The organism is Enterobacter sp. Bisph1 (assembly GCF_000814905.1).
Taxonomy (GTDB): Bacteria; Pseudomonadota; Gammaproteobacteria; order Enterobacterales; family Enterobacteriaceae; genus Kosakonia.
Genome location: NZ_JXAG01000054.1, coordinates 1 through 13,984, shown reverse-complemented (window position 1 = coordinate 13,984; position 13,984 = coordinate 1). Strand labels below are relative to the sequence as shown.

The following is a 13,984-nucleotide window of genomic DNA, read 5'->3' as shown; positions in this document are numbered from 1 at the left end:
ATTTCACTAATCCTATAACGCGAAGCCTTACCCAACAGTCACCACGGACCCTTTGCAATGGTGAACAATATGACCGATTTAACTGCGCAAGAAGCCGCATGGCAGACCCGGGATCATCAAGATGATCCGGTCATTGGGGAATTGCGCAACCGTTTTGGGCCGGATGCCTTTACCGTTCAGGCGACCCGCACCGGGGTACCCGTTGTCTGGGTGAAGCGTGAGCAGTTGCTGGAAATTGTCGATTTCTTAAAGAAATTGCCGAAACCGTATGTCATGCTGTTTGATTTACACGGCATGGATGAACGTCTTCGCACCCACCGCGCCGGGTTACCCGCCGCGGATTTTTCCGTTTTCTACCACTTCATCTCTATCGATCGCAATCGCGACATCATGCTGAAAGTGGCGCTGATTGAAAACGATCTGAACGTGCCGACTCTGACCAAACTTTTCCCCAACGCCAACTGGTATGAGCGTGAAACCTGGGAGATGTTTGGCGTGACCTTCAATGGTCACCCGCACCTGACGCGTATCATGATGCCGCATACGTGGACGGGCCACCCGCTGCGTAAAGATTACCCGGCGCGCGCGACCGAATTCGATCCGTTTGAGCTGACCAAAGCCAAACAGGATTTGGAAATGGAAGCGCTGACCTTTAAGCCGGAAGACTGGGGCATGAAGCGCGGCACCGAAAACGAGGACTTTATGTTCCTCAACCTCGGCCCGAACCACCCGTCTGCGCACGGTGCGTTCCGTATCATTCTGCAACTGGACGGCGAAGAGATCGTCGACTGCGTGCCGGATATCGGTTATCACCATCGCGGCGCGGAGAAAATGGGTGAGCGCCAGTCCTGGCACAGCTATATCCCGTATACCGACCGTATCGAGTATCTCGGCGGCTGCGTCAACGAAATGCCTTATGTGCTGGCAGTGGAAAAACTGGCGGGTATTACCACGCCGGATCGTGTCAACGTGATCCGCGTTATGCTCTCAGAACTGTTCCGCATCAACAGCCATCTGCTCTATATCTCCACCTTTATTCAGGACGTCGGCGCAATGACGCCGGTGTTCTTTGCCTTTACCGATCGTCAGAAAATCTACGATCTGGTGGAAGCGATCACCGGTTTCCGTATGCACCCGGCCTGGTTCCGTATTGGCGGCGTGGCGCACGATCTGCCGCGTGGCTGGGATCGTCTGCTGCGCGAGTTCCTCGACTGGATGCCGAAACGTCTGGCTTCTTACGAGAAAGCCGCGCTGCGTAACTCCATTCTGAAAGGCCGCTCGCAGGGCGTTGCCGCTTACGGTGCGAAAGAGGCGCTGGAGTGGGGCACCACCGGTGCGGGCCTGCGCGCCACCGGCATTAACTTCGACGTGCGTAAAGCGCGCCCGTACTCCGGTTATGAGAACTTCGACTTTGAAATCCCCGTCGGCGGTGGCGTGAGCGACTGCTATACCCGCGTGATGCTAAAAGTGGAAGAGCTGCGCCAGAGCCTGCGCATACTTGAGCAGTGCCTCAATAATATGCCGGAAGGCCCGTTCAAAGCGGATCACCCGCTGACGACGCCGCCGCCGAAAGAGCGCACGCTGCAACATATCGAAACCCTGATTACTCACTTCCTGCAGGTGTCGTGGGGCCCGGTGATGCCGGCCAACGAATCCTTCCAGATGATTGAGGCAACCAAGGGTATTAACAGTTACTACCTGACCAGCGACGGCAGCACCATGAGCTACCGTACCCGCGTACGTACGCCGAGCTTTGCGCACCTGCAGCAAATTCCGTCGGCGATCCGTGGCAGCCTGGTATCGGACTTAATTGTCTACCTGGGTAGTATCGATTTTGTTATGTCAGATGTGGATCGCTAATTATGCACGAGAATCAACAACCACAAACCGAGGCTTTTGAGCTGAGTGCGGCAGAGCGTGAGGCAATTGAGCACGAGAAGCACCACTACGAAGACCCGCGTGCGGCGTCCATTGAAGCGCTGAAGATTGTTCAGAAACAGCGTGGCTGGGTGCCGGACGGCGCAATTTACGCCATCGCCGATGTGCTGGGCATTCCGGCGAGCGACGTCGAAGGCGTGGCCACCTTCTACAGCCAGATCTTCCGCCAGCCGGTGGGCCGCCACGTTATTCGCTACTGCGATAGCGTGGTTTGCCATATCACCGGCTATCAGGGCATTCAGTCGGCGATTGAAAGTCACCTGAAGATCAAACCGGGTCAGACTACCTTTGATGGCCGCTTTACGCTGCTGCCGACCTGCTGTCTTGGCAACTGCGACAAAGGCCCGAACATGATGATTGATGAAGATACCCACAGTCATCTGACGCCGGAAGGGATCCCTGACCTACTGGAGCGGTATAAATGAAAACAATTATCCGTACTCCCGAAACCCATCCGCTGACCTGGCGTTTACGCGACGACAAACAACCGGTCTGGCTCGAAGAGTATCAGAGCAAAAACGGCTATGCCGGGGCGCGTAAAGCGCTGACCGGGATGGCGCCGGATGAAATTGTCAACGCGGTGAAAGACTCCGGTCTGAAAGGCCGCGGCGGCGCAGGCTTCTCCACCGGTTTGAAGTGGAGCCTGATGCCAAAAGACGAATCCATGAATATCCGTTACCTGCTGTGTAACGCCGATGAAATGGAGCCGGGCACCTATAAAGACCGTCTGTTGATGGAACAGCTGCCGCACCTGCTGGTGGAAGGCATGCTGATTTCAGCCTTCGCGCTGAAAGCGTACCGTGGCTACATCTTCCTGCGCGGGGAATATATTGAAGCGGCGGTGCATTTGCGCCGCGCAATCGCCGAAGCAACCGAAGCCGGTCTGCTCGGCAAAAATATCCTCGGCAGCGGTTTCGATTTCGAACTGATCGTCCACACCGGCGCAGGACGTTATATCTGCGGCGAAGAGACGGCGCTGATTAACTCGCTGGAAGGCCGCCGCGCCAACCCGCGTTCTAAGCCGCCGTTCCCGGCCAGCTCCGGCGTGTGGGGTAAACCGACCTGTGTCAACAACGTCGAAACCCTGTGTAACGTTCCGGCGATTCTGGCCAACGGCGTCGAGTGGTATCAGAACATTTCGACCAGCAAAGATGCCGGTACCAAACTGATGGGCTTCTCCGGTCGCGTGAAAAACCCGGGCCTGTGGGAACTGCCGTTTGGTACTACCGCGCGTGAAATCCTTGAGGATTATGCGGGCGGCATGCGCGATGGCCTGAAATTCAAAGCCTGGCAGCCGGGCGGCGCGGGAACCGACTTCCTGACGGAAGCGCACCTGGATCTACCGATGGAGTTCGAAAGCATTGGTAAAGCGGGCAGCCGTCTCGGCACCGCGCTGGCGATGGCCGTCGACCATGAAATCGGCATGGTATCGCTGGTGCGTAACCTTGAAGAGTTCTTTGCCCGCGAGTCCTGCGGCTGGTGTACGCCATGTCGCGACGGTCTGCCGTGGAGCGTGAAGATCCTGCGTGCGCTGGAGCGCGGCGAAGGCCAGCCTGGAGATATCGAGACACTTGAGCAACTGTGTCGACAACTCGGGCCGGGTAAAACCTTCTGCGCCCATGCGCCAGGTGCCGTTGAACCGTTACAGAGCGCCATTAAATATTTCCGCGACGAGTTTGAAGCGGGCATTAAGCAGCAGTTCAGCAATACCCATGCAATTGGCGGTATCCAGCCAAACTTGCTGAAAGCGCGCTGGTAATGGTTCTCCTTTCATCATGCGATGAAGGGACGCGAAGAGAATTTTGATTAACTCCTGGTCGCTGACCAGGACAACTGGAAGCATGCTAATGGCTACTATTCATGTAGACGGCAAAGAATACGAGGTAAATGGAGCGGACAACCTTCTTGAGGCGTGTCTCTCTTTAGGCCTTGATATTCCCTATTTTTGCTGGCATCCGGCGCTGGGGAGCGTGGGTGCATGCCGCCAGTGTGCGGTAAAGCAATATCAAAACGCGGAAGACACGCGTGGCCGCCTGGTAATGTCCTGTATGACACCGGCATCCGACGGTACTTTTATCTCCATTGACGATCACGAAGCGAAGCAGTTCCGTGAAAGCGTTGTTGAGTGGTTGATGACCAACCATCCGCACGACTGTCCGGTCTGCGAAGAGGGGGGCAACTGCCACCTGCAGGATATGACCGTGATGACCGGTCACAGCTTCCGTCGCTATCGTTTCACTAAACGTACGCACCGTAACCAGGATCTCGGTCCATTCATCTCCCATGAAATGAACCGCTGTATCGCCTGTTATCGCTGCGTGCGTTATTACAAAGATTACGCGGACGGCACGGATCTGGGCGTTTACGGCGCGCATGACAACGTCTACTTCGGTCGCCCGGAAGACGGTACGCTGGAGAGCGAATTCTCCGGTAACCTGGTGGAAATCTGCCCGACCGGCGTGTTCACCGATAAAACCCACTCCGAGCGTTATAACCGTAAATGGGATATGCAGTTTGCCCCGAGCATCTGCCAGCAGTGTTCACTGGGTTGTAACACCAGCCCGGGCGAACGTTATGGCGAACTGCGTCGCATCGAAAACCGTTACAACGGCACCGTTAACCACTACTTCCTCTGCGATCGCGGACGTTTCGGCTATGGCTACGTCAACCTGAAAGACCGCCCGCGCCAACCAGTGCAGCGTCGCGGCGACGATCTGATTATGCTTAACGCCGAGCAGGCGATGCAGGGTGCGGCGGACATTCTGCGTCAGTCGAAGAAAGTGATCGGTATCGGTTCCCCGCGCGCCAGCGTCGAGAGTAACTTCGCGCTGCGTGCTTTAGTCGGTGCGGAAAACTTCTATACCGGTATCGCCAAAGGCGAGCAGGAACGTCTCGAACTGGCTCTGAAAGTGCTGCGTGAGGGCGGTATCCATACCCCTGCGCTGCGCGAAATCGAATCCTATGATGCGGTGCTGATCCTCGGCGAAGATGTCACCCAGACCGGCGCGCGCGCCGCGCTGGCGGTGCGTCAGGCGGTGAAAGGCAAAGCCCGTGAAATGGCAGCGGCACAAAAAGTCGCCGACTGGCAGATTGCCGCGATCATGAACATCGGTCAGCGCGCTAAACACCCGCTGTTTGTCACCAACATCGACAGCACGCGTCTGGACGATATCGCGGCGTGGACCTATCGTGCACCCGTTGAAGATCAGGCGCGTTTAGGTTTCGCCATCGCCCATGCGCTGGATGAAGCTTCCCCGGCGGTCGACGGTCTGAGCAACGACCTGAAGAGCAAAGTGGATGTTATCGTTCAGGCGCTGGCCGGGGCGAAAAAACCGCTGATTATCTCCGGGACCAACGCCGGTAGCGCCGCCGTAATAGAAGCGGCAGCTAACGTCGCGAAAGCGCTGAAAGGCCGCGGTGCCGATGTCGGTATCACCATGATCGCCCGCTCTGTTAACAGTATGGGCCTCGGTCTTATCGGCGGCGGCAGCCTCGATGACGCGCTGGCTGAGCTGGAAAGCGGCAGTGCGGACGCGGTTGTGGTGCTGGAAAACGATCTGCACCGTCACGCCTCTGCCGCCCGCGTTGACGCGGCGCTGGCAAAAGCGCCGCTGGTGCTGGTAGTTGATCACCAGCGCACGGCGATTATGGACCGCGCCCATCTGGTGCTTTCCGCCGCAAGCTTCGCGGAAAGCGACGGTACGGTTATCAATAACGAAGGGCGCGCTCAGCGTTTCTTCCAGGTCTACGATCCGGCCTACTACGACAACAAAACCCTGATGCTGGAGAGCTGGCGCTGGCTGCATTCCCTGCACAGCACCGTGCTCAACCGCGAAGTGGACTGGACCCAGCTCGATCATGTGATTGATGCGGTGGTCGAAGCGTTGCCGCAGCTGGCGGGCATTAAAGAGGCCGCGCCGGATGCCAGCTTCCGCATTCGTGGTCAGAAACTGGCCCGTGAGCCGCACCGCTACAGCGGACGCACGGCAATGCGCGCCAATATCAGCGTGCACGAACCGCGTCAGCCGCAGGACAAAGACACCATGTTCGCCTTCTCAATGGAAGGGAACAACCAGCCGTCCGCACCGCGTTCGCAAATCCCCTTTGCGTGGGCGCCGGGCTGGAACTCCCCGCAGGCCTGGAACAAATTCCAGGACGAAGTGGGCGGGCATCTACGTCATGGCGATCCGGGCGTACGCCTGATTGAAGCTTCTGCAACCGGTCTGGATTTCTTTACCACCGTTCCGGCTTCCTTTGAAGCGCAGGATGGCAAGTGGCGTATTGCGCCTTACTATCACCTGTTCGGCAGCGACGAACTGTCGCAGCGTGCTCCTGTATTCCAGAGCCGCATGCCGCAGCCGTACATCAAGCTCAATCCAGCGGATGCGGCGAAGCTTGGCGTTAATGCTGGTGCGCGCATTGCCTTCACCTATGAAGGTCAGACCCTGAGCCTGCCGCTGCAGGTTTCCGAAGGTCTGGCGGCAGGGCAGGTAGGTCTGCCGATGGGGATGCCTGGCATTGCGCCGGTTCTCGCCGGAGCACGTCTTGAAAATCTGCAGGAGGCGCAAGCATGAGCTGGTTAACACCGGATGTTATCGACATTCTGTTAAGCATTCTGAAGGCCGTCGTCATCCTGCTGGTGGTGGTGACCTGCGGTGCGTTCATGAGCTTTGGCGAACGTCGACTCCTCGGTCTGTTTCAAAACCGTTACGGACCGAACCGTGTAGGCTGGGGCGGTTCGCTCCAGCTGGTCGCGGACATGATCAAGATGTTCTTTAAAGAGGACTGGATCCCGCGCTTCTCCGACCGGGTTATCTTTACCCTCGCGCCGATGATCGCGTTCACCTCGCTGCTGTTAGCCTTCGCCATTGTGCCGGTCAGCCCGACCTGGGTGGTGGCCGACCTGAATATCGGGATTCTTTTCTTCCTGATGATGGCGGGTCTGGCGGTTTACGCGGTGCTGTTCGCGGGCTGGTCGAGTAACAACAAATACTCCTTGCTGGGTGCGATGCGTGCGTCTGCCCAGACCCTGAGCTATGAAGTGTTCCTTGGCCTCTCCCTGATGGGCGTGGTCGCGCAGGCCGGTTCATTCAATATGACCGACATCGTCAACAACCAGGCGGGTTTGTGGAACGTGATTCCGCAGTTCTTTGGTTTCGTGACGTTTGCTATCGCCGGCGTGGCGGTGTGTCACCGCCACCCGTTTGACCAGCCGGAAGCCGAGCAGGAACTGGCGGATGGTTACCATATCGAATACTCCGGCATGAAGTTCGGTCTGTTCTTCGTCGGTGAATACATCGGTATCGTGACGATTTCCGCGCTGATGGTCACGCTGTTCTTTGGTGGCTGGCAGGGTCCGTTGTTACCGCCGTTCATCTGGTTCGCGCTGAAAACCGCCTTCTTTATGATGATGTTCATTTTGATTCGCGCCGCGCTGCCGCGTCCGCGTTATGACCAGGTGATGTCCTTCGGCTGGAAAATCTGCCTGCCATTGACGCTGATTAATTTGCTGGGAACGGCGGCTGTCATTCTCTGGCAAGCGCAATAAGGGGTGAAAAGACCATGACTTTAAAAGAATTACTCGTGGGCTTCGGCACCCAGGTTCGTAGTATCTGGATGATTGGCCTGCATGCGTTCGCCAAACGCGAAACGCGTATGTACCCGGAAGAGCCGGTTTATCTGCCGCCGCGCTATCGTGGCCGTATCGTGTTAACGCGCGATCCGGACGGTTCAGAGCGCTGCGTAGCCTGTAACCTGTGCGCCGTTGCCTGTCCGGTTGGCTGTATCTCGCTGCAAAAAGCGGAGATGCAGGATGGACGCTGGTATCCGGAGTTTTTCCGTATCAACTTCTCACGCTGTATCTTTTGCGGCCTGTGTGAAGAAGCGTGTCCGACCACGGCGATTCAGCTTACCCCGGACTTCGAGCTGGGCGAGTACAAACGTCAGGATTTAGTGTACGAAAAAGAGGATCTGCTGATCTCCGGTCCGGGCAAATACCCGGAATATAACTTCTACCGGATGGCAGGTATGGCAATCGACGGCAAAGATAAAGGTGAAGCGGAAAATGAAGCTAAACCTATCGACGTCAAGGGCCTGTTACCGTAAGGAGAGGGGCAATGGAGTTCGCTTTTTATATCTGTGGCCTGGTCGCCATCCTGACGACGGTACGCGTGATTACGCATACCAACCCGGTACACGCCTTGCTGTATTTGATTGTCTCGCTGCTGGCGATTGCCGGGGTCTTCTTTTCCCTCGGTGCCTACTTCGCCGGTGCGCTGGAGATCATCGTCTACGCCGGTGCCATTATGGTGCTGTTTGTCTTCGTGGTGATGATGCTTAACCTCGGTAATAGCGTGGTCGAGCAGGAGCGCAACTGGCTATCACCGCAAATTTGGGTCGGCCCGGCGCTGCTCTCCGCGGTGCTGCTGGTGGTGATGATTTACGCCATCCTCGGCGTCAACGATCAGGGTATTGAAGGCAACGCGATTAGCGCGAAAGCCGTCGGTATCACGCTGTTTGGTCCTTACGTACTGGCGGTGGAACTTGCTTCCATGCTGCTGCTGGCGGGGCTGGTTGTGGCCTTCCATCTGGGGCGCGAAGACCGTCCAGGCGAAGTGCTGAGCAATCGCGCGGAAGACCGGGCGAAAAGAAAAACGGAGGAGCGCGCATGATCCCGTTGCAACATGGATTGATCCTCGCGGCAATTTTATTTGTGTTGGGGCTGACCGGTCTGGTTATCCGCCGCAATCTGCTGTTTATGCTGATTGGGCTGGAAATCATGATTAACGCCGCCGCGCTGGCTTTTGTGGTCGCCGGCAGCTATTGGGGTCAGACCGATGGACAGGTGATGTACATTCTCGCCATTAGCCTCGCGGCTGCGGAAGCGAGCATTGGCCTGGCGTTGCTGTTGCAACTCCATCGTCGTCGCCAGAATCTGAATATCGATTCAGTAAGTGAGATGCGTGGATGAACATGCTCGCCTTAACCATAATTTTTCCTTTGCTTGGCTTTGTCCTGCTGGCGTTCTCCCGTGGCCGCTGGTCGGAGAATCTCTCCGCAACCATCGGGATGGGTTCGATTGGACTGGCGGCGCTGGTTACCGCCTGGGCTGGCGTTGATTTCTTCAGCAACGGTCAGCAGCCTTTCGTTAAACCGCTGTGGACGTGGATGGCCGTTGGTGACTTCAACATCGGCTTTAATCTGGTGCTCGACGGCCTGTCACTGACCATGCTGTCGGTGGTCACCGGCGTCGGCTTCCTGATCCATATGTTCGCCTCCTGGTATATGCGTGGTGAAGAGGGTTACTCCCGCTTCTTCGCCTACACCAACCTGTTTATCGCCAGCATGGTGGTTCTGGTGCTGGCGGATAACCTGCTGCTGATGTACCTCGGTTGGGAAGGTGTGGGCCTGTGCTCCTACCTGCTGATTGGCTTCTACTATACCGAGCCAAAAAACCTTGCCGCGGCGATGAAAGCTTTCGTGGTTACTCGTGTTGGTGACGTGTTCCTCGCCTTTGCGCTGTTCATTCTTTACAACGAACTGGGCACGCTGAACTTTCGCGAAATGGTGGAGCTGGCACCGCAGCACTTCGCTAACGGCAGCACGACGCTGATGTGGGCGACGCTGCTGCTGCTGGGTGGCGCGGTAGGTAAATCTGCGCAGCTGCCGTTGCAGACCTGGCTTGCGGACGCGATGGCGGGTCCGACGCCGGTTTCTGCGCTGATCCACGCCGCAACCATGGTGACCGCAGGCGTCTACCTGATTGCGCGTACTCACGGCTTGTTCCTGCTGACGCCGGAAGTGCTGCATCTGGTGGGTATTGTCGGGGCGGTCACGCTGCTGATGGCCGGTTTCGCCGCGCTGGTGCAGACCGATATCAAACGCGTACTCGCTTACTCGACGATGAGCCAGATTGGTTACATGTTCCTGGCGCTGGGCGTGCAGGCGTGGGACGCGGCGATTTTCCACCTGATGACGCACGCGTTCTTTAAAGCGCTGCTGTTCCTCTCGTCGGGTTCGGTTATCCTCGCCTGTCATCACGAGCAGAACATTTTCAAAATGGGTGGCCTGCGTAAGTCGATTCCGCTGGTATATGCCTGCTTCCTGGTCGGCGGCGCGGCGCTCTCTGCCTTGCCAATGATCACCGCGGGCTTCTTCAGTAAGGATGAAATTCTGGCGGGTGCCGTGGCGAATGGTCATATCAATCTGATGATTGCTGGCCTGGTTGGCGCGTTTATGACCTCGCTGTACACCTTCCGACTGATTTTCATTGTTTTCCATGGCAAAGAGCAAATTCACGCCCACGCAGGGAAGGGGATTACCCATCATCTGCCGCTGATCGTGCTGCTGATTCTCTCCACCTTTGTTGGTGCGATGATCGTGCCGCCGCTGAAAGGCGTGCTGCCGGAAACCACCGAACTTGCGCACAGCAGCGTGATGATGCTGGAAGTGGCATCCGGCGCGGTGGCGATTATCGGCATCCTGCTGGCAGCGTGGCTGTGGCTGGGCAAACGCACGCTGGTGACTTCGGTTGCCAACAGCCCGCTCGGTCGTTTCTTTGGAACCTGGTGGTTCAATGCCTGGGGCTTCGACTGGCTTTACGATCGTGTCTTCGTTAAGCCCTACCTCGGTGTTGCCTGGTTGCTGAAGAGCGATCCGCTGAATGCCCTGATGAACATTCCGGCTATTCTTTCCCGCTTCGCAGGCAAAGGTCTGCTGTTTAGCGAGAACGGTTATCTGCGCTGGTATGTCGCATCAATGAGCATTGGCGCCGTCGTGGTGCTGGGTCTGTTGATGGTATTGCGCTGAGTTTGTCGACTGGCAGAGCGCGCTGCGTTTCGCCAGTCTGCAACCGAAAGAGAATTTTTAGAAATTCGTTGAAAATCTGGTCCGAATGGACAGGCGTTATCGGCGAAGTCAGGGTGGACACCGCCTGCGCAGAGCAACCGGAGCGTACTAAAGTACGTGAGGATTGCGAGCACAGCCGGGGTTCACTATGACGAGTAAGATAGCCTGAGCCGGACTTAAACAAGGAACACAAATCGCCATGTTACTACCCTGGCTAATTCTGATTCCCTTTATTGGCGGCTTCCTGTGCTGGCAAACCGAACGCTTCGGCGTGAAAGTGCCGCGCTGGATAGCGCTGATCACCATGGGACTGACGCTGGCGCTTTCTTTGCAACTGTGGTTGCAGGGTGGCTATTCTCTGACGCAATCCACCGGTCTTCCGGGCTGGCAGGAACAGTTTAAACACGACTGGATCCCGCGCTTTGGCATCAGCATTCACCTGGCGATGGACGGATTGTCGCTGCTGATGGTGGTGTTGACCGGCTTCCTCGGCGTGCTGGCGGTGCTGTGCTCGTGGCGTGAAATCGAGAAATATCAGGGCTTCTTCCACCTGAACCTGATGTGGATCCTCGGCGGCGTTATCGGCGTGTTCCTTGCCATCGACATGTTCCTGTTCTTCTTCTTCTGGGAAATGATGCTGGTGCCGATGTACTTCCTGATCGCGCTGTGGGGCCACAAAGCCTCCGACGGGAAGACGCGTATTACCGCGGCGACGAAATTCTTCATCTATACCCAGGCGAGTGGCCTGGTGATGCTGATTGCCATCCTGGCGCTGGTGCTGGTGCACTACAACGCGACCGGCGTATGGACATTCGCTTATGAAGATCTGCTGAAAACGCCGATGTCCCATAACGTTGAATACCTGCTGATGCTGGGTTTCTTCATCGCCTTTGCGGTGAAAATGCCGGTGGTGCCGCTGCACGGCTGGCTGCCGGATGCGCACTCACAGGCACCGACCGCCGGTTCCGTTGACCTCGCAGGGATCCTGCTGAAAACCGCCGCTTACGGTCTGCTGCGCTTCTCGCTGCCGCTGTTCCCGAACGCGTCCGCAGAGTTTGCGCCAATCGCCATGTGGCTTGGCGTGATCGGTATCTTCTATGGTGCGTGGATGGCGTTTACCCAGACCGATATCAAACGTCTAATCGCCTACACCTCCGTTTCCCATATGGGTTTCGTGCTGATTGCTATCTACACCGGCAGCCAGCTCGCTTACCAGGGCGCGGTGATTCAGATGATCGCCCACGGTCTTTCTGCTGCGGGTCTGTTTATCCTCTGCGGCCAGCTTTACGAACGTCTGCACACGCGTGATATGCGTATGATGGGCGGTTTGTGGAGCAAGATTAAGTGGCTGCCTGCGCTGTCGATGTTCTTCGCCGTTGCGACGCTGGGGATGCCGGGTACCGGTAACTTCGTCGGGGAATTTATGATCCTCTTCGGCAGCTACCAGGTGGTGCCGGTTATTACGGTTATCTCCACCTTTGGCCTGGTGTTCGCCTCGGTTTACTCGCTGGCGATGCTGCATCGCGCCTACTTCGGCAAAGCGAAAAGCGAACTCGCCAGCCAGGAACTGCGCGGGCTGTCACTGCGCGAGCTGTTTATGATCCTGATCCTGGTTGTGCTTCTGGTACTGCTTGGCTTCTATCCGCAGCCGATTCTGGATACATCGCATGCCGCGATGGGCAATATCCAGCAGTGGTTTGTTCATTCTGTTACTACTACAAGGCCGTAAATCGCCATGACGATAACTCCACAACACCTGATTGCGCTGCTGCCGCTGCTAATCGTCGGATTGACGGTGGTGGTTGTGATGCTCTCCATTGCGTGGCGACGCAACCATTTTCTCAATGCCACTCTGTCGGTTATTGGTCTGAACGTCGCGCTGCTCTCTTTGTGGTTCGTCGGCCAGGCGGGGGCGATGGATGTCACCCCGATGATGCGCGTCGATGGCTACGCCATGCTCTACACTGGGCTGGTGCTGCTGGCGAGTCTCGCCACCTGCACCTTCGCCTATCCGTGGCTGGAAGGGTATAGCGATAATAAAGAAGAGTTTTACCTGCTGGTTTTGATTGCCGCCCTCGGCGGGATTCTGCTGGCGAACGCCAATCATATGGCCTCGCTGTTCCTCGGTATTGAACTGATCTCGTTGCCGCTGTTTGGCCTGGTGGGCTACGCCTTCCGCCAGAAACGTTCGCTGGAAGCCAGTATCAAATACACCATTTTGTCCGCTGCCGCCTCTTCGTTCCTGCTGTTCGGTATTGCGCTGGTCTATGCGCAAACCGGCAACCTGTCGTTTGTGGCGATAGGTAAAAGCCTCGGCGAAGGCATGCTGCACGAACCGCTGCTTCTGGCGGGGATGGGCATGATGATTGTAGGCCTGGGCTTTAAGCTGTCGCTGGTGCCGTTCCACCTGTGGACGCCAGATGTTTACCAGGGTGCGCCAGCGCCGGTCTCGACTTTCCTCGCCACCGCCAGCAAGATCGCCATTTTTGGCGTGCTGATGCGTCTGTTCCTGTATGCACCGGTAGGCGAAAGTGAAGCGGTGCGTCTGGTGCTGGGTCTTATCGCCTTTGCCTCTATCATCTTTGGTAACCTGATGGCGCTGAGCCAGACCAACATCAAGCGTCTGCTCGGTTACTCCTCCATCTCGCACCTCGGCTACCTGCTGGTGGCGCTGATTGCCCTGCAGGGCGGCCAGATGTCGATGGAATCCGTTGGCGTTTACCTGGCGGGTTATCTGTTCAGTAGCCTTGGCGCGTTTGGTGTGGTCAGCCTGATGTCCAGCCCGTACCGCGGGCCGGATGCCGAGTCGCTGTACTCTTACCGTGGTCTGTTCTGGCACCGTCCGATCCTCTCTGCGGTAATGACGGTGATGATGCTTTCGCTGGCGGGGATTCCGATGACCCTTGGCTTTATCGGTAAGTTCTACATTCTGGCCGTCGGTGTCCAGGCGCACCTGTGGTGGCTGACCGCCGCCGTGGTAGTCGGTTCGGCGATTGGTTTGTACTACTACCTGCGTGTCGCCGTCAGTCTTTACCTCAACGCGCCGCAGCAATTGAATCGTGATGCGCCGTCGAACTGGGCCTACAGCGCCGGCGGGATTGTGGTGTTGATCTCCGCGCTGCTGGTGCTGCTGTTGGGTATCTACCCGCAGCCGTTAATCAGCATTGTGCAACTGGCGATGCCGATTATGTAAGCCTCG

Annotated in this window: 11 protein-coding genes; all 11 read left to right on the top strand. The window is 57.1% G+C overall.

The features are described 5' to 3' along the window. The first annotated feature begins 57 nt into the window (after positions 1–57). The 11 genes from nuoC to nuoN all read left to right on the top strand — a co-directional run bounded on the left by nuoC (position 58) and on the right by nuoN (position 13,978). Positions 58–1,860, top strand: a complete 1,803-nt coding sequence (nuoC, locus tag RW65_RS20900) for an NADH-quinone oxidoreductase subunit C/D (protein WP_156124041.1) — start codon at positions 58–60, stop codon at positions 1,858–1,860. Between the two features lie 2 nt (positions 1,861–1,862). Continuing rightward, a complete protein-coding gene (gene nuoE / locus RW65_RS20895) occupies positions 1,863–2,363 on the top strand; it encodes an NADH-quinone oxidoreductase subunit NuoE (RefSeq protein WP_039058775.1) in 501 nt (166 codons plus the stop codon). Next, on the top strand, positions 2,360–3,697 hold the full coding sequence (nuoF, locus tag RW65_RS20890; protein WP_039058774.1) for an NADH-quinone oxidoreductase subunit NuoF: 1,338 nt from the start codon (positions 2,360–2,362) through the stop codon (positions 3,695–3,697). The genes nuoE and nuoF overlap by 4 nt, the downstream gene beginning before the upstream one ends. An 88-nt stretch (positions 3,698–3,785) precedes the next feature. Then, positions 3,786–6,512 (top strand): NADH-quinone oxidoreductase subunit NuoG, encoded by a 2,727-nt coding sequence (nuoG, locus tag RW65_RS20885; RefSeq protein WP_039058773.1) that lies wholly within the window; start codon positions 3,786–3,788, stop codon positions 6,510–6,512. Continuing rightward, positions 6,509–7,486, top strand: a complete 978-nt coding sequence (gene nuoH, locus RW65_RS20880; RefSeq protein WP_039058772.1) for an NADH-quinone oxidoreductase subunit NuoH — start codon at positions 6,509–6,511, stop codon at positions 7,484–7,486. Before nuoG ends, nuoH begins: the two co-directional genes overlap by 4 nt. A gap of 14 nt (positions 7,487–7,500) precedes the next feature. Beyond that, the gene (nuoI, locus tag RW65_RS20875; RefSeq protein ID WP_039058771.1) at positions 7,501–8,043 is read left to right on the top strand and encodes an NADH-quinone oxidoreductase subunit NuoI; all 543 of its coding nucleotides are present in this window, start codon (positions 7,501–7,503) and stop codon (positions 8,041–8,043) included. 11 nt (positions 8,044–8,054) lie between these two features. Then, positions 8,055–8,609, top strand: a complete 555-nt coding sequence (nuoJ, locus tag RW65_RS20870; RefSeq protein ID WP_039058770.1) for an NADH-quinone oxidoreductase subunit J — start codon at positions 8,055–8,057, stop codon at positions 8,607–8,609. Next, a complete protein-coding gene (nuoK, locus tag RW65_RS20865; protein ID WP_002463445.1) occupies positions 8,606–8,908 on the top strand; it encodes an NADH-quinone oxidoreductase subunit NuoK in 303 nt (100 codons plus the stop codon). The genes nuoJ and nuoK overlap by 4 nt, the downstream gene beginning before the upstream one ends. Continuing rightward, positions 8,905–10,746, top strand: a complete 1,842-nt coding sequence (gene nuoL, locus RW65_RS20860) for an NADH-quinone oxidoreductase subunit L (RefSeq protein WP_039058769.1) — start codon at positions 8,905–8,907, stop codon at positions 10,744–10,746. Before nuoK ends, nuoL begins: the two co-directional genes overlap by 4 nt. 238 nt (positions 10,747–10,984) lie before the next feature. After that, positions 10,985–12,514, top strand: coding sequence for an NADH-quinone oxidoreductase subunit M (gene nuoM, locus RW65_RS20855; RefSeq protein WP_039058767.1), 1,530 nt, complete (start codon positions 10,985–10,987; stop codon positions 12,512–12,514). Positions 12,515–12,520: 6 nt separating this feature from the next. Further along, complete coding sequence (nuoN, locus tag RW65_RS20850; protein ID WP_039058766.1) at positions 12,521–13,978, top strand: NADH-quinone oxidoreductase subunit NuoN; 1,458 nt, start codon at positions 12,521–12,523, stop codon at positions 13,976–13,978. Positions 13,979–13,984 lie beyond the last annotated feature (6 nt).